The sequence below is a fragment of the Planctomycetota bacterium genome, assembly GCA_021414025.1.
In the GTDB taxonomy this organism is placed as follows: domain Bacteria; phylum Planctomycetota; class Phycisphaerae; order Phycisphaerales; family SM1A02; genus SYAC01.
Genome location: JAIOPG010000001.1, coordinates 39,787 through 57,361, shown reverse-complemented (window position 1 = coordinate 57,361; position 17,575 = coordinate 39,787). Strand labels below are relative to the sequence as shown.

Genomic DNA, 17,575 nt, shown 5'->3' with positions numbered 1-17,575 from the left:
TCGCCCATGAAAACCAAGACTCGAACGCTCTCCCGCTCCGGTTACAGCGTGGCCCCGCTGGCCAAGGAGCAGGTTGAAATCCTCGCCAAGAAGCTGACTCCGGAGCAGTACAAGGTGACTCAGAAGGCGGGCACGGAGCCGGCCTTCTGCGGCAATCTGCTCGACAACCACAAGGAAGGTTCCTACTGCTGCGTGGTCTGCGGGCTGCCCCTCTTCTCGAGCGAGCACAAGTTCAATTCCGGCACGGGCTGGCCGAGCTTTTTCGCCCCCTTCGACACCGACCATGTGAGCTACAAGAAGGACAACGAGTTCGGCATGGAGCGCGTCGAGATTGATTGCGCCCGCTGCGGCGCCCACCTGGGCCACGTTTTCGAGGATGGACCCAAGCCGACCGGCCTGCGCTACTGCCTCAACTCGGCGGCGCTGGTCTTCCACGACAAGGGCGCGCCGCTGCCGTTGGAGAGCCAGCCGGTTCCCCTCAAGACCGCCTACTTCGCCGGCGGCTGCTTCTGGGGTGTGGAGCATCGCTTCCAGGAATGCCCGGGCGTGGCCGACGTGGTGAGCGGCTACATGAACGGCACCACCGAGAACCCGACCTACGAGGAAGTCTGCGCCCACAAGAGCGGCCATGCGGAGGCCGTGAAGGTGACCTACGACCCGTCGAAGGTCACGTTCCGGCAATTGCTCGACGGCTTCTTCCGCATGCACGATCCGACGCAGCTCAATCAACAGGGGCCTGACTTCGGCGACCAGTACCGCTCCGCCGTGTTCACCACCGACGAGGCGCAACTCTCTGAGGCGAAGGCCTTCGCCGCCGCGCTGCAGGTCTCGCCCGGGTTCGCGGGCAGGAAGATCGTCACGGTCATCGAGCCGGCGCGAAAATTCTTCCCCGCCGAGGAATATCACCAGGACTATGTCGAGCGGACCGGACGGGCCTGCCATGCGATCAATCCATGGCCCGCCGTCTTCGCCGAGAAGGCCGAGAAAAAGGAAGCTCCCGCCGCGAAGGCGGCGCCATGAGCGCGGGCAAGCTCAACCAAGCCAGGGCGATCGCGATCTCGTGCCTGCTCGGCGCCTCCATGGCCGCGGCGACCGGGCCCGATGCGCCGCAGACCGGCGAAGCCGCGCCGGTTCAAAGTGCCGCCACTCCAAAAACCGAGTCGAAGGCGCCGACGCCGCTCAACGCGCGGCAGTACGCCGACAAGCTGATCTCCCTGCCGCAGGCAGCCGAGCTGCGGCGCTGGCACGACGTGCTGACCCAGGAGCCCCATGTCGCGGGAACTCCGGGCGACGTGCGGCAACTCGACCGGCTGAAGCAGGCCTTCGAGTCCATGGGAATCGGGGCCCGGATCGAGGGCTTCCGCGCCTACCTCTGCCGACCGGTCAGCGCCACGCTCGAAATCGTCGAGGGCGGTGATTTGAGCGAGGCGGCCGCAGGCGCCGCCGCGAGCGGACGCAAGGGGGTCATGACGCTTTCGGTCTCGGAGAAGAACCTGCTCGAGGATCCGGCGACCGCGCATCCCGATCTGACCTACGGCTGGAACGCCTACAGCGGCAACGGCGACGTCACCGCCGAAGTGGTCTACGCGAACTATGGAACCCAGGAGGACTTCGATCGGCTGAAGGCGCTCGGAGTCGACGTCACCGGAAAAATCGTGCTCGCCCGCTACGGAAAAAATTTCCGCGGCTACAAGGCGCGCTTCGCGGAGAAGGCCGGCGCCGCCGGATTGATCATCTTCACCGATCCCGCCGACTCCGGTTTCTCCAAGGGCGCCACCTGGCCCGGCAAGGGCGGCTGGGCCAACGATTGCTGCATTCAGCGCGGCACGCTCAACACGCTTTCCTATCCCGGCGATCCGGGAACGCCCGGCGTCTATTCCTCCGACAACGTCATGCGCGAGGATCCGAAGCTGCTGGATCTGCCGCGCATCCCGGTGCAGCCGGTGGGCTACGCCGCCGCAGGAGCGATTCTCTCAAGGATGAAGGGCGTGGACTGTCCCGATCCGACATGGCAGGGCGGATTGAACCTGCCCTACAAGCTCACGGGCGGCAGCGGATTGAAGGTGCGCCTCGCGGTGGAGCAGCAGCGCTTCATCGGATCCTCCGCCAATGTGACGGCGCTGGTGCAGGGCTGGCGCCGGCCCGACGAAGTGATCGTCATCGGCTGCCACCACGACGCCTGGGGCTACGGCGCGGCCGACCCCTGCGCGGGAACGATCTGCCTGCTGGAGGCCGCGCGCTGCGTCGCCGAGCTGACCAAGCAGGGGATCTGGCCCGAGCGCTCGCTGATCTTCGCCGCCTGGGGCGCCGAGGAGTTCGGCATCATCGGCAGCACCGAATGGGTCGAGGCCCACGAGCTGGAGATGGGCCAGAAAATCGTCGCCTATGTCAACCTGGACATGGCGGCGATGGGGCCGAATCTCTCCATGGCCCTCTCGCCGGAGTTGACGCAAGTGGCCAAGGACACCGCCGCGATCATTCCTGCGGCGCGGAATCCTTCGGAGACGGCGCTGGCGGTCATGCTCAAGAACCACAAGTCCGACACGCTCTTCGGAACGCTTGGCGGCGGAAGCGACCATGTGGGATTCGTCTGCCGCATGGTGGTGCCATCGATATCCATTTCGGCCGGAGGCTCGGAGGGCACGAGCTACCACAGCAACTACGACACCACGGCGTGGTACCGCGCCACCGTGGGCGAAGACTATGAGCCGGCGCTGCTGGTGACGCGGGCCACGCTCGCCTTCACGGCGCTGATGTCCAACCAGAAATTTCTGCCCTATCAATATGGCGAGATCGGGCGGCTGGGATTGAAGGCGGTGGAAGATCTGATGACGGTGGCCAAAAGCGATCAGGAAAAATCCTCGATGGAGACTCTGCGCCCGCTGCTGGTGACGCTTCAATCCCAGGGCGAGATGGTCGACGCGGCGATCCTGCAGAATCGAACGCTCGATCCGCAGTCGGAGCAGAGGCTGGTCTCGGGCATGAAGAAATTCACCCGGGCCTTCCACGATCCCGGCGGATTGCCCGACCGTCCCTGGTATCGCAACCTCTGGGTCGCGACCGATCCCGCCAACAGCTATTCGCCCAGCGTCTTTCCCATGGTGCGCGACGCGCTGCTGGCGCAGGACCAGGCACAGGTGGACGAGGCCGTGGCCCGCACCGGGCTGGCGGTGCAGCGGGCGTCGGCCGCAGCGGACCTGATGCTGCTGGGGCTCCGCTCCGGCGCGAGTCCCAACTCTCAATAAACTTCCACCGGGAATTCGCGGGAAACCTCGAAAGAAATTCGAACGGGGTCCGCGCGACCTGCCGTAAACTGGGCACATGCCGCAGAAGCAATCGACCGTCCCTTTCGCCTGGCTCGCCGCGGTGCTGGGCATGCTGGTCTCGGCGGAATCCTTCGGACAGTCCGCTCCCGCAGCGGCTCCACCCGCCGGCGCGCCGACCGCCAAGGCCTCGACGGTGTCGATCGCGCCATCCCAGATTGACTTCGGCGTCATCAAGCCCGGCTCGCGCCAGAAAGGCGAGTTCAAGATTCAGAACAAGGGCACCACCGCGGTCAAGATCGAGTCGGCCTTTCCCAGCTGCAAGTGCACGACCATTTCTGATCTCGCGGGCAAGGAAATTCCCGCCGGCGGCGAGATCGACCTGATCGCCTCGCTCGACGCGCCGCGCACCCCCGGCCCGAAGGACGCCAAGGTCTTCGTCACGATCGCGGGCGATCCGCAACCGCTCATAGCCAAGATGCAGGGGGACGTGCAGCTGCCGCTGCTGGTGCAGCCCACCTACATCGACGCGCTCAAGGGAAAGATGCAGGGGGTGGTCGAGATTTCCAGCCCGAACGGGACGCCCTTCCATGTGCTTTCCTGCGACGGCGCGACGCCGGTCTTCGCCGGGTTCGATCCGGCCAAGGACGCGCCGCAGTCCAGCTACCGGCTGCGCTGGGACTTTTCGATGGTGCCCGACGGCAAGATGCAGCAATGGTGGTGCGTGGAGACCGATGTCGCCGATTGCCCGATCGTGCCCTTCCGGATTCGCCATGAATCCACGGGGCTTCGCTTCGATCCCAAGATGGACGAGCGCCGCTGGTTCATTCCGGAAGCGATCGTGGTCGCCGGCAAGATCGCCCTGAACAAGCCGGTCGAGCTGGAGATGGAGTTGGAGAGCTCGGTCGCCAAGGGCAAGCCCCAGCCCGCAGGCTGGGACGCGGTGCGCGGTTTGAAGTCGCCCAGCCCGGATGTGGCGGTCGAAGTGATCTCAAGCAAGCGCGACGGTGACCGGGTGCGCGTCCAGTTCCGCTTCACCGTGACCAAGTCCGCCGGCGGATTCCTCTACGCGCCGGTCACGATCACCACCGACACGGGCACGGCGCGCTTCTTCGTCGCGGCGACGGTGTCGCCGTGAAACTCGCCGACATCGACCACCTCGGCGCCGCCGGCGTGGCCCGACTGCTCGGCGCCGCCGCCCAGACCATGCAGTCCGATCCCAAGCGGCGCGGCTCCTGCGTGCATCTGGAGGGCGAGGGGCGGCTGCTGGCCACCGGCGACCTGCACGACAATCCGGTCCACTTCGTGAAGGTGGTCGCCTTCGCACAACTTGAGCAGCCGGAGAACCATCTGGTGCTGCATGAGCTGATCCACGGCGACCGGCTGACTTACGGCGTTGACATGAGTTGGCGGATGCTGGCGAAAGTGGCCCGCCTGATCGAGAAGCATCCCGGGCAGGTCCATGTGCTGCTGGCCAACCACGAGCTGGCTCAGGCCTTCAACCAGCCGGTGAGCAAGGGCGCCGGGGAGAACACGGAGCTCTTTCGCGGCGGTCTGCGCTGGACCTTCGGCGAGGACGCGGAGATCGTGGAGGAGGCAGTGCGGGTTTTCGTCCGGGCCATGCCGCTGGCGCTGCGGACCCGCGGCGGCATCCTCTGCTCGCACTCGCTGCCGAGCCCCTACGACATGAAATCCTTCGATATGGGGATTCTCGAGCGCGATCTTCAGGAGCCGGACTACGAGGCAACACGCGGCAGCGCCTGGCAGATGACCTGGGGAAGAAACCAGAAGCCGGAGCAAGTGGCGGCGCTGGCCAAGGCGTGGGGCGTCAAGGTCTTCATCTCGGGGCATGCCATGGTGCCGGAGGGCGCGGCGGCTCCCAACCCCGGGCTTCTGCTGTTGAACACTGATCATGAGCATGGCGCCGTTCTTCCCATCCAGCTTTCCAGCGAGGTGCCCAGCGCCCAGGAGCTGCTCCTGCACGCGGTGCCGATCAGCTCCATCGAAGGGTCGCTCGTTGACTAGGCGCTTTCGCACTCTTCAATCCGTTTCAAGGATCTCGCGATGAACGCGGCTCGCCTGATGCTGGCACTGGAGACCTCGCAGCGGAAGTCCTCAGTGGCGCTGGGCGCGGTCGCGCCGGGCGGCGGCGCGGATGAGATCTTCAGTGAATCGATCGACACCCGCGACCGGCTGGTGGAGGACGCGCTGCCCGCGGCGCAAAGGCTTTGCGCCCGCGCCGGCGCTTCGCCGCACAATCTCGGCGCGGTGGCGCTCAACGCCGGCCCGGGCGGATTCACCGGGCTTCGCATCGCCCACGCCGCGGCGCAGGCGATCGCGGAGTCGCTCTCCATTCCGCTCGTGCAGGTTTTCGCGGCGATCGTCGCCCGCGAGGCCGCCGTTCTTGCGGGCCGCGTTCAACCCGGGCAGACGGCGTGGGTGGCGCTGGTGGCCAAGGACGATGGCTGCTGGATGGCGAAAGTCTCCGGTGCGGCGCAGGAATTGGGCGAGCACGAGGATGCCGGCGTGCGCTCGATCGAGCAGTGGCCGCTCAGGGACGGGGAGGCGCTGATCGCCGACGAGCATCTGCCCGCGAGCTGGCGCGAGCGCGCGGAGCGCTCGAAGATCTCCATCGTGCCGCTCGAGCCCACCGCAGAGGCGGTGCTCCGCGCGGGGCGGCGCCTGCTGGCCCGCGGCCGGACGACTGCTCCCGAGCTCGCGCTGCCGGTCTATCCGCGCGAGGCCGAGGCGGTGCGCCTCTGGCGCGAGCGCCACGGCACAGCCTGAACAGGCCGCACAGACGGAACCGGACCCCATTCTTTTTGCCGGGCGCATGGAGTCGCTCCTGGGTTGCGTCGATTTCACGCGGAAGTGGAAGCCGATTCCTCCCATTCCTGGCAGAGCAACCCTCACGGCCGACTTCTGGTCGCGGGGGATCCCGGCAACTGGTCGCCGCTGGTCGCGCCGCTGGTCGACTATGGATTCCAGGTGGAGATGGTCACCGACATGGAGCGCGCCGCCATCCGATGCGTGGAGCAGGTGGTGGACGCGGTCGTCATCGACCTCTCCCAGTCCATCGACGAGATTTCCAAGGCGCTGCGCCTGCTGCAGCGCGTCTCCCACTACACCAAGATCGTGGTGCTCTGCGAATCCGCCCAGGACGTGCCGCCCACGCTTGCGGCCTATGACAATCTGCAGCGCGTCGTCTCCGATGTCTCTCCGGCCGACTTCATCCACATCATGCGCACCGCTGTCCGCGTCTCCCGGCTCAGCCGCGAGCGCAACGAGCGCATCCACACGCTGAAGTCCCTGGCGACCAAGGTGCAGGATGCCGAGCAGCCGACCGGCGACCTGGAGAAATTGCTGAGCATCCTGCAGGAGCACAATCCTCGAACCCAGTTTCCCAAGCTCAAGCTGCCTGAAATCGAGGCGCTCAACGAGGTCCTGGCCAAGTCGCTCGAGCCGCTGACCGCGTCGCGGGTGGCGGTCGACTTCGTCGAGCGCTGCCTTCCCGGCGCCATGGTGGTCTCCTGGCTCGTCGGGCCCGATCTGCGCACCGGCCTCGCCGCCTGCGCGGGCAACGGCGGCGCCAACGCCATCCTGTCCGCCCGGCTTCTGAGCGAGATCGAGACCCTGCATTTGCCCCGCGTGCTGCGCGAAAAAACGATTTGTGCCGTGGACGACATCCGGCAGTTCGTCGCCGGCGACGAGTACCAGGTCTTCGCCGGGCGTTGGGCCATGCTGGCGCCCTGCCGGGCCAATGGCGAGTGCTTTGCGGCCATCCTGATCATGGGCACGGCGGGGAGCCGTCCCGCGCAGGCCGAGCAAGGGCTGGGCGACGTCTGCTCTGCGCTGGCGACCCAGCTCGCCTTCGACGCGAGAATTCACCGGCGAATCTTTCCGGTGTGGCCAGGGGATTCCTCCGACGAAGAGCCCGAACTTTTTGGATGAACTACGGGGCTGAAGCGGCCGGAGCCAGGGAGGCGATCGCAGTGCGCCCCGCACGGACGCATGCGCCTTCGCGCACCAGGCTGGTCGCCCGCTCGGGCTGGGGCAGGATCAGTTCGGTGGTCGAGCCGAACTGGATCATTCCATATTTTTGACCGCGATGAAGGCGATCGCCGGGCTTGGCGCCGCAGATGATGCGCCGGGCGATCGCCCCCGAGATCTGCCGGATTCCGTAGACGCGGCCATCGTCGAGCCGGAGGGTGAGCAGCAGATTTTCATTCACGCGTGCGCCCGCGGCGGCGCGGGCGTCGAGATAGCGTCCGGGCTGATGGCGCAGGCCCACGACCACGCCATCCTGCGCGGCGCGATTGATGTGCACGTCGAGCACGCTCAGAAAAATCCGGATGACCAGCGCCGGTCCGCCGGTCGCCTCGTGGTGGGCGACGCGCACGACGGCGCTGATGGTTCCATCGGCGGGGCTCAGGAAGTGGGCGGGGTCTTCGGTCTCAGGCGTTCGCGGCGGATCGCGGAAAAAGGCGGCGAACCCCGCCAACAGCACCGTCAGGATTCCGGCGGGGATCCACCACTCGGGCTCGCCATTGGAGGCGAGCCAGGCGCAGGCGCCAGCCACGGGCAGAATGATCGCCGCAGCGGGAAGCCACTGGTTCATTCCATATTTTGTCAGCATGTCGTTGCGGCCCGCTTACTCAGTAGCCTTGCCGACGAAGAAGCCGATGCCGCCGCAGATCGCGATCGCGCCGGCGTAGCCGCCCGTCCAGACCATCCAGTCGCTGGCGAACATCACCGCAAGCTCGGGAGTTCCGCCCAGCCCCTTGACGACCAGCATCGCAGCCGTGGCGGTGAGCCCGACGATCGCCGGCACGAGCAGGCCGACGGTCAGTCCGCTCCATGAACCGCTGTAGACCTCGACGCCGACTGCGGCCGCGCCCGCGAAGGCGGGAGCCGCGGCGGCAATGGTGCCGCTGTTGACGATGGCCGCGTCGTTGATGCCGCTCTCGCCCGAAGCTCCGCCGAAAATGCCGCTGGCGTTCTTGGGCGCCTCTTCGTCGTCTCCCTGGAAGGCCTCGTCCATGAGCGCCGCGCCCATCTGACTGTCCTCGCTCTCCTGCGTGAGATCCAAAAGTCCGCTGCCGGAGCCCGGTTGATCGAGATTGATCTTGTCGGCCTCAAGGCTTCCGGAAGCTCCTATGGCGCTGTCGACCCGGCTGTCCAGGCCGAGCGCGCTGCCGTCGCGTGCATCCTCGATGGTCTGGTCGAAATCGGTGGTCTGGCCGCCGGTGGCGCTCTTGGCGGGGCTGGCGGCGATGCCGCTGGCGAGACTGTCCTCGAGGAACAATGCCTCAGAATCGGCCTGCGATTTGCCGCCCGACTTGGTCTTGCCGGGAGCCGCCGGGGCTGCGGGGGCGGAGTCGGAAAGATCGAGCTCGAGCGTGAGCGAGTCGTCGTCGAAGGCGGCAGACTTGGCGGCTGCGGATTTCGCCGCGGACGCGGAGGCCGAGGCGGCGGGCGCCGCGCTGGCGTTGGAGGCGTCCAGATCGAGCTCCAGAAGGAGGTCGTCGGAATCCGACTTTGATTTGGCGGGAGCGGCCGGAGTCTTCGCCGCCGGCGACTTCGCGGTCGGCGCCGCATCGGGCTCGAGCTCAAGCATCAGATCGTCGTTGTCATCCTTGATGCCCGCGGGGGCCGAAAGACCGACGGGGCTGTCACCCTTGGGATCGGCTGCGAGGGCCGGCGAGGCGGAGTCGGAAAGGTCCAGCTCGAAGCTGTCGCTGCCGCCGCCGAGATTGGCGGTGCCGGAGTCAAGCTTCAGGTCCAGGCCGCTGTCGGAGGCTGCGTCGGTGGAGAGGCTGTTTACGTCCTCGACTTTGAGCATGAGCTGTCCGCGGTCGCGGAACTCGCGGAGCTTGCCGTTCTTGATCAGCTCCATGACCTGGTCGTTGGACTTGCCGAGTTTGGCGCACGCTTCATCGATGGTGTAGAAAATTTTTGCCATTGCGGTGGGTCGGGTCGAAAAGCCTCGCGGCGGTCGGTTAGGGTAAATGGGGAGTCGCAGACTCGCAAGGGAGTATTCGCCAAACCCATGAGAAAGGTTGCCCGACAAGTGCCGAAAGAGCGAGCGATCGTCCCGCGGCTGGAGGCTTGGTTTCCAGCGGTTTTTCGCGATTTTCCGTGGCGAAAGCGGCGAACGCCGTGGCGGGTTCTGGTCAGCGAGGTGATGCTCCAGCAGACGCAGGCGGGGCGGGTGGCCCAGATGTATCCGGCGTTTCTCCGGCGGTTTCCCACCCCAAAACGGCTCGCCCGATCCACCGAGCAGGCGGTGCTTTCCCAATGGCAGGGACTGGGCTACTACCGTCGGGCTCGAAATCTTCAGGCCGCTGCGAAGGAGATGACGCTGCGGTTCGGCGGGCGGGTTCCGCGCTTGCTCGAGGATCTGCGCTCCCTTCCCGGCGTCGGGCGCTACACCGCCGGAGCGGTCGCCAGCCTCGCCTATGGGCAGGCGGCGCCGATCGTCGATGGCAATGTGGCGCGGGTGCTCTCGCGGCTTGCCGATCGGCGGGAGTCCGTCAAAGGCAGCGCGGCCCAGACCTGGCTCTGGAGCGCCGCTGAACGATTGGTGCGGGCCGCCAAGTCCCCCGCGGTGCTCAACGAGGCGCTGATGGAGTTGGGGGCGACGATCTGCACGCCGCGTTCCCCGCGCTGCGGAGCGTGTCCGCTGAAGAGCCTCTGCGCCTCGCGCCGCGCGAACTCGCAGGAGTTTGTGCCGCTGACCAGCCCGGACAAGCCCAGGCGGACGGTCGTCCACCATGCCTGCGTGGAGATTCGCGGCTCGAAACTGGGGGTCGAGACGCGCCCCGCCACAGGCTTGTGGGCCGGACTGCTCTCGCCGCCGGTGGTCGAGGCCCCCGGTAACGCCTCCCCGGCGCGGCTGCTGCAAATGCGCCGCGACATCAAGCGCATCAGGGGTTTCGACCGGGAGTTCGAGTTTCTCACCTCCCACCGGAGGATTCGATTCCGCGTCCACCACGTCGAGTTCCGCCCGGGAGCGAAGCTGCGCTGGATCCCCCTCGCAAAACTGGAGGATTACGCGGTCAGCAACGCGGTTTTGCAGATCGCCCGGCCGCCGCTCGAAGCGAAGCCCCGCCCCGGGAATCGCTAAAGTGTCCGGCGTGGATGCACTTCGAACGATCCTGGGCCGCGGCGCGCTGCTAGTGACGCTCCTCTGCGGCGCCTGCGCGGAGACCAAGACGCAACCGATCGTCACTTCCAACGACGTTTTTCCGGGAGATCTCCCGACCGTTGACCGCGAACTTTCGTCACGTGAGTCGCAGCGGGTGATCGACGCGATGGCCTCGACGCGCCGTCCGCAGGACATCTCGGAAGCGCGCCCTTTCGAGACAAGCCCCAAGGGCCGCTGGTCGGAGGTTCCACTCGCCGCAATTCTTGGCTCCAAGTTTGTCGAGATGGCCGTGGTGAACTGGGTTGTGGAGCCCGATGGAGTGCGTTTCACCATTGTCGCCTTGAACAACGACGCCGGCGAGCTGCTGGTGAAGGGCGATCCGATGCATGGAGTGACCAGCGCCACCGCGACCCTGGGATTGTTCGACGAGCGCCCGCAGGATGCGGATCTGCTGGTGGAATCTTTTTATTCCCACCTTCACACGCTGGGCGCGGTGCCGCGCCCGGCCCCGATGCCGCAGACCGCCTCGATGGTGCAGGAGTGACTCAGGAAAAATCGGGCGCCTGCCGCGGCAGATCCGGGTAGAGCTTCTCCACCATCCGCGCCGCACGCAGTAATTTTGATTCCGCGAATGCGGGGGCCTGCAGGTGGAAGCCGACCGGAAGCGATTTCGCGCCCTCCTTCACGAATCCAATCGGCACCGACAGGGCGGGCAATCCCGCGATATTCGTGTTCACCGTGTAGACGTCGCAGAGGTACATCTTGAGCGGATCGGACATGCCGCCGAAGGCAAAGGCGGGCGAGGGGCTCGCGGGACCGGCGATGACGTCGCACTTCTGGAAGGCGCGGTCGAATTCGCCCTTGATCAGGCGGCGGATGCGCAGCGCCCGTCCGTAGTAGGCGTCGTAGTAGCCCGAGCTGAGCACATAGGTGCCCAGCATGATGCGACGCTGCACCTCGGGGCCGAACCCCTCGGCACGGCTCCGCGCGTAGAGCGTGTCCAGGCTTTCGCCGGGCTTGAGCGCAGCGCGATGACCGTAGCGGATGCCGTCGAAGCGGGCCAGGTTTCCGCTCGCCTCGGCGGGGGCGATCACGTAGTAGGTGCTGATGCCGATGTCAGTCAGCGGCAGGTCGACCTCCACCAGCGTCACGCCCTGGCCCTTGAGCCGCTGCAGCGCGTCATTCACACAGTCGTTGACCGCGGGATCGTTCGCGTCGCTCAAATATTGCTTGGGCACGCCGACTCGAAGACCGGCGAGCGGAACCTCGAGTTCCTTCATCGGATCCTCGACGGCGAAATCGGCGCTGGTGCTGTCGCGGTGATCGAGTCCCGACATGACCTGGTAGGCCAGCGCGGCGTCGCGCACGCTGCGGGTCAGCGGACCGACCTGATCCAGACTGCTGCCGAAGGCGACAAGTCCGTAGCGGCTGATGCGCCCATACGTTGGCTTGAATCCGACGCATCCGCAGAGCGATGCGGGCTGGCGGATGCTGCCGCCGGTGTCGCTGCCCAGCGAAAATCCGCACAATCCCGCGGCCGCGGCCACGGCGCTGCCGCCGCTGGAGCCGCCGGGAACGCGCAACGTGTCCCAGGGATTCTTCACGGCGCCCCAGGCGCAATGCTCGGTGCTGGAGCCCATGGCGAACTCATCCATGTTGGTCTTTCCCATCACGATGGCGCCGGCGGCCTGGAGCCGCTCCACGCAGGTGGCCGTGAAGGGGGAGCGGTAGTTCTCGAGCATGCGGCTTGAGCAGGTGGTTTTCCCAACCTTCGTCGCCAGGTTGTCCTTCACCGCCACGGGAACGCCGGCGAGCGGGCCGGGATCATTGCCGGACTTCACCTTTGCGTCGATGGCTCGTGCGGCTTCGATCGCTTCGCTTTCAAAAACTTCATGGAAGGCGTTGAGGGCTTTGTTCGAAGTTGCGGCACGGCGCAGAAAATCCTTTGCGACCTGCTCGGCGGAGGTTTTCCCCGAACGAACTGCGTCGCGAATCGAAACCGCGTCGGTGAATTCGCCGCTCACGAGCTCTCCTCCGCCAAGACCTTCGGCACGGCGAGAAAGCGCCCCTCGACTGCGGGCGCGTTCATGAGCAACTCCTCCAGCGAGAGCACTGGGCCCGGTTCATCGGCGGCGAGCCGATTGACGGAGTCGACCGGGCTGGTCAGGGGCTCGACGCCTTCCACATCCACGGCCTTGAGCTTGGCGACGTGGCCCAGCACGCTGGCCAGCTCTCCGCGGTACTGCTCGAGCCTGTCCGGCGCGACTTCCAGCCGCGCCAGCTTGGCGACGTGGGCGGTCTCCTGGATCGAAAGCTCATGCGGAACGGTCACGATTTCGAGTGTAACGAGGAGAGGGACCGGGTCGGTTAGATTGCGCGCATGGCAGAGCGCAAACAGCGGTTCACCGGGCCGATCGTCGGCGTGGATCTGGGCGGCACCAACATCAGCATCGGGGTGATCGACGAAAAGGGGCGCGTGCTCGGCCGTTGCCGGCGCAAGACCAAGGCCGTCGAGGGACGGGAGCGGGTCGTCACGCGGCTGGTCGAGGGGATCGAGCGTGCCTGCGAAGACGCCAAGCTTCCGTTGAAGGAGATCGAGGCGGCGGGCGTCGGCGCCCCCAGCGCCGTCGACTGGGACAAGGGCAGCGTGATCCACGCGGGCAACCTGGGCTGGAAGAAGGTTCCGCTTCGCGACATCCTCTCCAAGCGCCTGGAGATGCCGGTGGTGGTCGACAACGACGTCAACGTGGCGGCGCTGGGCGAGAGCCGCCTGGGGGCGGGCAAGAATCGCGGCGACCTGCTCGCCATGTGGATCGGCACGGGCATCGGCGGCGGGCTCATCCTCAACGGAAAATTGTGGCGCGGCCCCTTCCACACTGCTGGAGAAGTCGGCCACGTCGTGCTCTTCCCGGGAGCGGGCCCGGGCCATCGCTCGCTCGAGGACCATTGCAGCCGCACGGCCATGGTGCGCAGCATGATGATGCTGCTGGGCCACTATCCCGACAGCATGCTGCGCGAGTTCCTCAACAAGGAGAAGGACGAGGAGGGCAAGCCCGATCCATCGGCGATCGGCAGCGGCGTACTCGCGGAGTGCTATTCCAAGGGCGATCCGCTGGTGCGCAAGGTGGTCGACGCCTCGGCCGAGCTGCTGGGGCTGGCGATCGCGAATTTCATCACGGTGTTGAGCCTGAGGACGGTCGTGCTCGGCGGCGGAGTCTCCGAGGCACTGGGCAAACCCTATCTCTACAGCGTCCACGAGAGCTTCGAGCGCACGGTTTTCCCGCAGTCGCTGCAGCGCTGCGAAATCGTTCCCAGCGAGCTCGGCGACGACGCGGGCATGCTCGGGGCGGCGCTGCTGGCGCGGGAGACGCTGCAGGAGGAAAAGGAGTGAGGCTCGTCGCGGCCCCAATCGGACTCCATCGAAATTGATGTCGTTCTAGATGTTCGCCAGCGGATGGCGGTCCTGCCGGCTCACGAGCAGACGCACCGCGGGCACATGCAGTTGAAGCAGCTTGGCGAAGTGGGGAAGGAATCCGCGCTCGGTGTTGGTGTGTCCAGCCAGCACCAGGTCGCAGCCATTGTCCTGCGCCAAGAGAACGTCGTGGTGCTTCGCCTCGCCGGTGACCATCAGGGTGCACTGCGCGGCCAGTGCCTGCGGCAACATGCTCGCTCCGGAGCCGGGCACAATGGCGACGCGCTCATGGCGCCGCGATTTCTTCGCGTCACATATTTGAACTGTCCCGGCCGGAAGTTTCAGCGAAGTCCGAAGCCGCCGCGCGATGGCGCCTGCCGTGTTTGGTTTGTTCAATGTCAGAGTGCGGCCCTGGCCCTGCGCATGATCCAACTCCGTCGCCAGAGGCACGACATGGATCGCCGGTGTCTCGTAGGGATGCGATCGTTCGATGGCCTGGATGACTTCGCCCTGGATGGAGGCACTGGCGATCATCGTGAGATGCGCCTCCGCGACTTCCTCGAGCGAGCCGCGGCGGCCGACGGCGGGATGGCTCGCAAAGCCGCCCAGGAAAGTTCCCCGGCCATCGACCGTGAAGGAACATTGCGAATAATCGCCGATGTGTCCCGCTCCGGCCTGCGCCATGGCCTCGCGCACCGCGTCCACCGAAGCGACGGGCACATGCGTGCTCACCAGGACCTGCGCTGCCCGCCCGGCCGGTTCCAGCGCCGCGCGCTCGCCCGCTCCAATCAGGTCCGCCAGCCAATCGGCCATGCCGCCACGAACTGCGTCCAGGGCCGTGTGCGGTGAAAGCAGCGCGATTTGGTGCACGGCGCAGCGCAGCAGCAGATTTTCCCGGGGATTCATCGCCGTCACCTGCTTGAGCGGTTCGAAGATGGGCGGGTGGTAGGCGACGATCGCCTCGCAGCGGGAGGCGATGGCCTCGTCGAGCACTTTCGACGTCAGGTCGATCGTCAGCAGGGCGCGGCGCAGCGGCAGGGAGGGATCGCCGAGCAGGAAACCGGTGTTGTCCCACGACGCGGCGAGTCGGCGCGGCGCGACCGCCTCCATCGCCAGTGCCAATTCACCGATCATCGACCCGGAGCGCTTGGGCATGAGGTCGCGTCCTCAATCTCGCTTGCCGCCGAAGATCATGGCGAGGCGGAAAATGATTTTCATCGACTCGAAGTAGATCCACACCAGGCTGACGGTGAGCCCGTAGGCCAGGTACCACTCGCTGCTGGCCGGCGCGCCCTCCTTCGCAGCCTGGTCCACCATCTGGATGTCGGCGACAAGGGTGAAGGCCGCCACCACCAGGATCAGCGCGTTGATCCCCAGGCCGATGTACGCCCCCGAGGATCCGCCCGTCTGACTCGGCAGCGCGATGAAGGGGGTCTGCACTCCGAAGAGGTAGAGCACGAAGGAGATGAGATAGGTCACGCCGATGCCGAGCACGCACGCCCAGAGGATGAACGCCCCGCGCTGGGTGATCCGCACGGCGCCGCTTCGGTAGAGGATCAGGCACGTGACGGCCACGCCCACCGTCATCACGAAGGCCTGCAGGGCGATGCCGCCGGTGAGCGAGATGCCCCGCGCCTTGAGCAGGTTGTCCAGCACCAGGCCGACCGCGCCCAGGAAAAAACCCTGGACCGCGGCGTAGATCGGGGCGAGAAAGACCGCCCAGCTGGGCCGGCCGAAGAGGGCGAAGCCAACGCCCAGCGAAACCGCGAACGCAGCGACATTCACAATGCCCAACTGGCTTGGATTGGCCTGGGCGAAGGCATTGCCCAGCGCCCCGAACACCACGGCAACGGCCAGGCAGAGTGTGGTCTTGTTGACGACGCCCCCGACGGTCACGGTTCCCTCCGAGCGCGGCGCGCAGCGCAGGGCCTCGGCCAGGCGGCCTTCGGCGAGCACGGGGTTGGAAGATTGCAAGATCGACATGATTTTCTCCTGGATTCCGAGTCTATCCCGACCGCCGGGGAAGCGGCGGAAATCCTACCGAATCAAAGGCCGGCGTCCGGCGCCCGCCGCGCACGCCGATCTTTTGAAAGGATAAAGATTGTGCGAACTTGACTCCAGGGACTTCCGAATCCAAGTTGCAGCACCCGAGTGGCCGATACTCTAGACGACAACTCGCACACCTCGCACCGTTTCGAAGGGAATTTGCCTCTTGAAGAATCCTTCGTCCTCCGCATCGCGGACGCCGTCTGAAACCCGAGCCGAGAAAACCAAACCCGCCGCAGGAATGCCCAGCGGGTCGTCCATTGGGGCCGCACCCAAGAGCGAAGCCTCCCAATCCGGCGCCGCCGATCTGCGCAAGCATTTCGTGCTCGACACGAACGTGTTGCTGCACAACCCCAACGCCATCTTCAAGTTCGAGGAGCACGAGGTGGTGATTCCTCTGCAGGTGATCGAGGAGCTCGATCACCTCAAGAAGAACAACGATGAAACCGGGCGCAACGCCCGCACCGTCATCCGCCGCCTCGACAAGATGCGCTCCATCGGGCGGCTCTTTGAGGGAGTGGTCTGGAACGAGCAGGGGGGCTCGATCCGCATCGAGCGCTGCGACCTGAAGACGCCCTTCGCCCTGGACTTGGATGTGGCCGACAACAAAATCCTGGGCGTGGCCCACCGCCTGCACAGCATGGGCCTGCGCACCATCTTCATTTCCAAGGACATCAACGCGCGGGTGAAGTGCGACGCGCTAAACATTCCCTGCGAGGACTTCGAGGCCGACCGCGTGGACGCCGACTGGCTCTACGGCGGCTACGCCTCGCTCTCATGCCCGGGCGCCACCATTGACGAGCTCTACCAGGAGCGGCAGCTCAGCCTGGAGCAACTTGAGGGATTGATCTTCCGCACGATCGAGGGGGCCGAGTTGAAGGCCCACGATCTGGTCGCCAACCAGTTCGTCATCCTGCAGGACGACGCCGACGAGAGCCACACCGGACTCGGGCGCGTGCTTTCCGACACGGGCCATCTGATCCCGGTCACGGGTCCGCGCAAGCCGATCTACGGCATTCTCGCACGCAATGTGCAGCAGACCATGGCGATGGATCTGCTGCTGGACGACGAAGTGCGCCTGGTCTCGCTCATCGGCGCCGCGGGCACGGGCAAGACGCTGCTGGCCATCGCGGCGGGCATGCACAAGGTGCTGCGCGAGGAGCGCTTCGACAAGCTGCTGGTGGCGCGGCCGATCATGCCGCTGGGCCGCGACATTGGCTTCCTGCCCGGCGACAAGGATGAGAAGCTCGCCCTCTGGATGCAGCCGGTCTTCGACAACGTTTCCTATTTGCTTTCCACCCGCGGCGGCAGCGGCACCGACGCCGACAGCCGCAGCACCGAGCAGCGCATGGACCAGCTCGTGGCCAGCGGCAAGCTGGTCATGGAGCCGCTGACCTACATCCGCGGCCGCAGCATTCCCCACCAATTCATCATCGTGGACGAGGCGCAAAACCTCTCGCCGCACGAGGTGAAGACCATCGTCAGCCGCGTCGGCGAGGGCACCAAGATCGTGCTCTCGGGCGACATCGGGCAGATCGACAATCCCTACCTCGACGCGGCCAGCAACGGCCTTTCGCACATGATTGAGCGCATGAAGGGACAGCGCATCGCCGGGCATGTGACGCTGAGCCGCACCGAGCGCAGCGAACTGGCCAGCCTCGCCGCCGACATCCTCTGAGCCGTCCTTGCGCGTTGGTTCGTCAACGG

Annotated in this window: 16 protein-coding genes; 10 read left to right on the top strand and 6 right to left on the bottom strand. The window is 66.2% G+C overall.

The window, feature by feature from the left end; genetic code table 11:
• Positions 1-6 precede the first annotated feature (6 nt).
• From K8R92_00255 to K8R92_00230, 6 genes are all read left to right on the top strand, one after another.
• Positions 7-1,020 (top strand): bifunctional methionine sulfoxide reductase B/A protein, encoded by a 1,014-nt coding sequence (locus K8R92_00255; protein ID MCE9618328.1) that lies wholly within the window; start codon positions 7-9, stop codon positions 1,018-1,020.
• Positions 1,017-3,245, top strand: coding sequence for a M28 family peptidase (locus tag K8R92_00250; GenBank protein MCE9618327.1), 2,229 nt, complete (start codon positions 1,017-1,019; stop codon positions 3,243-3,245). Before K8R92_00255 ends, K8R92_00250 begins: the two co-directional genes overlap by 4 nt.
• Positions 3,246-3,321: 76 nt before the next feature.
• Positions 3,322-4,401 (top strand): DUF1573 domain-containing protein, encoded by a 1,080-nt coding sequence (locus K8R92_00245; GenBank protein ID MCE9618326.1) that lies wholly within the window; start codon positions 3,322-3,324, stop codon positions 4,399-4,401.
• Positions 4,398-5,288: a metallophosphoesterase gene (locus K8R92_00240; protein ID MCE9618325.1), complete on the top strand. Its 891-nt coding sequence runs from the start codon at positions 4,398-4,400 to the stop codon at positions 5,286-5,288. The genes K8R92_00245 and K8R92_00240 overlap by 4 nt, the downstream gene beginning before the upstream one ends.
• A gap of 39 nt (positions 5,289-5,327) precedes the next feature.
• Positions 5,328-6,050 (top strand): tRNA (adenosine(37)-N6)-threonylcarbamoyltransferase complex dimerization subunit type 1 TsaB, encoded by a 723-nt coding sequence (gene tsaB, locus K8R92_00235; GenBank protein ID MCE9618324.1) that lies wholly within the window; start codon positions 5,328-5,330, stop codon positions 6,048-6,050.
• Positions 6,051-6,113: 63 nt separating this feature from the next.
• Entirely contained in the window at positions 6,114-7,214 is a 1,101-nt protein-coding gene (locus K8R92_00230) for a hypothetical protein (protein ID MCE9618323.1), read from the top strand.
• Position 7,215: 1 nt separating this feature from the next.
• Here the strand turns inward: K8R92_00230 and K8R92_00225 are convergent, their stop codons facing one another.
• Positions 7,216-7,881, bottom strand: a complete 666-nt coding sequence (locus tag K8R92_00225) for a phosphatidylserine decarboxylase (protein ID MCE9618322.1) — start codon at positions 7,879-7,881, stop codon at positions 7,216-7,218.
• A gap of 33 nt (positions 7,882-7,914) precedes the next feature.
• Entirely contained in the window at positions 7,915-9,225 is a 1,311-nt protein-coding gene (locus tag K8R92_00220; protein ID MCE9618321.1) for a hypothetical protein, read from the bottom strand.
• Between the two features lie 222 nt (positions 9,226-9,447).
• On the opposite strand from K8R92_00220, the gene K8R92_00215 reads away from it, so the two are divergent.
• Entirely contained in the window at positions 9,448-10,389 is a 942-nt protein-coding gene (locus K8R92_00215) for an NUDIX domain-containing protein (GenBank protein MCE9618320.1), read from the top strand.
• 10 nt (positions 10,390-10,399) lie between these two features.
• Positions 10,400-10,954, top strand: a complete 555-nt coding sequence (locus tag K8R92_00210) for a hypothetical protein (protein ID MCE9618319.1) — start codon at positions 10,400-10,402, stop codon at positions 10,952-10,954.
• 1 nt (position 10,955) lies between these two features.
• Here K8R92_00210 and gatA read toward each other — a convergent pair whose 3' ends face one another.
• Both gatA and gatC read right to left on the bottom strand, forming a co-directional pair.
• Positions 10,956-12,434, bottom strand: coding sequence for an Asp-tRNA(Asn)/Glu-tRNA(Gln) amidotransferase subunit GatA (gatA, locus tag K8R92_00205; protein MCE9618318.1), 1,479 nt, complete (start codon positions 12,432-12,434; stop codon positions 10,956-10,958).
• Complete coding sequence (gatC, locus tag K8R92_00200) at positions 12,431-12,742, bottom strand: Asp-tRNA(Asn)/Glu-tRNA(Gln) amidotransferase subunit GatC (GenBank protein MCE9618317.1); 312 nt, start codon at positions 12,740-12,742, stop codon at positions 12,431-12,433. The genes gatA and gatC overlap by 4 nt, the downstream gene beginning before the upstream one ends.
• A gap of 48 nt (positions 12,743-12,790) precedes the next feature.
• On the opposite strand from gatC, the gene K8R92_00195 reads away from it, so the two are divergent.
• Complete coding sequence (locus K8R92_00195) at positions 12,791-13,801, top strand: ROK family protein (protein ID MCE9618316.1); 1,011 nt, start codon at positions 12,791-12,793, stop codon at positions 13,799-13,801.
• 45 nt (positions 13,802-13,846) lie between these two features.
• Here the strand turns inward: K8R92_00195 and K8R92_00190 are convergent, their stop codons facing one another.
• Both K8R92_00190 and K8R92_00185 read right to left on the bottom strand, forming a co-directional pair.
• On the bottom strand, positions 13,847-14,977 hold the full coding sequence (locus K8R92_00190) for a Nif3-like dinuclear metal center hexameric protein (protein ID MCE9618315.1): 1,131 nt from the start codon (positions 14,975-14,977) through the stop codon (positions 13,847-13,849).
• A 12-nt stretch (positions 14,978-14,989) separates the two neighbouring features.
• Entirely contained in the window at positions 14,990-15,805 is an 816-nt protein-coding gene (locus tag K8R92_00185; GenBank protein ID MCE9618314.1) for a Bax inhibitor-1/YccA family protein, read from the bottom strand.
• A gap of 304 nt (positions 15,806-16,109) precedes the next feature.
• Here K8R92_00185 and K8R92_00180 point away from each other — a divergent pair, with 304 nt between their 5' ends.
• Positions 16,110-17,546, top strand: coding sequence for a PhoH family protein (locus K8R92_00180; protein MCE9618313.1), 1,437 nt, complete (start codon positions 16,110-16,112; stop codon positions 17,544-17,546).
• Positions 17,547-17,575 lie beyond the last annotated feature (29 nt).

Coding starts and splice junctions, on each gene's coding strand:
- K8R92_00250 (MCE9618327.1), top strand. CDS start 1,017: ATGAGCGCGGGCAAGCTCAACCAAGCCAGGGCGATCGCGATCTCGTGC.
- tsaB (MCE9618324.1), top strand. CDS start 5,328: ATGAACGCGGCTCGCCTGATGCTGGCACTGGAGACCTCGCAGCGGAAG.
- K8R92_00185 (MCE9618314.1), bottom strand. CDS start 15,805: ATGTCGATCTTGCAATCTTCCAACCCCGTGCTCGCCGAAGGCCGCCTG.
- K8R92_00215 (MCE9618320.1), top strand. CDS start 9,448: ATGCTCCAGCAGACGCAGGCGGGGCGGGTGGCCCAGATGTATCCGGCG.
- K8R92_00220 (MCE9618321.1), bottom strand. CDS start 9,225: ATGGCAAAAATTTTCTACACCATCGATGAAGCGTGCGCCAAACTCGGC.
- K8R92_00225 (MCE9618322.1), bottom strand. CDS start 7,881: ATGAACCAGTGGCTTCCCGCTGCGGCGATCATTCTGCCCGTGGCTGGC.
- K8R92_00190 (MCE9618315.1), bottom strand. CDS start 14,977: ATGCCCAAGCGCTCCGGGTCGATGATCGGTGAATTGGCACTGGCGATG.
- K8R92_00195 (MCE9618316.1), top strand. CDS start 12,791: ATGGCAGAGCGCAAACAGCGGTTCACCGGGCCGATCGTCGGCGTGGAT.
- K8R92_00255 (MCE9618328.1), top strand. CDS start 7: ATGAAAACCAAGACTCGAACGCTCTCCCGCTCCGGTTACAGCGTGGCC.
- K8R92_00180 (MCE9618313.1), top strand. CDS start 16,110: ATGCCCAGCGGGTCGTCCATTGGGGCCGCACCCAAGAGCGAAGCCTCC.
- K8R92_00245 (MCE9618326.1), top strand. CDS start 3,322: ATGCCGCAGAAGCAATCGACCGTCCCTTTCGCCTGGCTCGCCGCGGTG.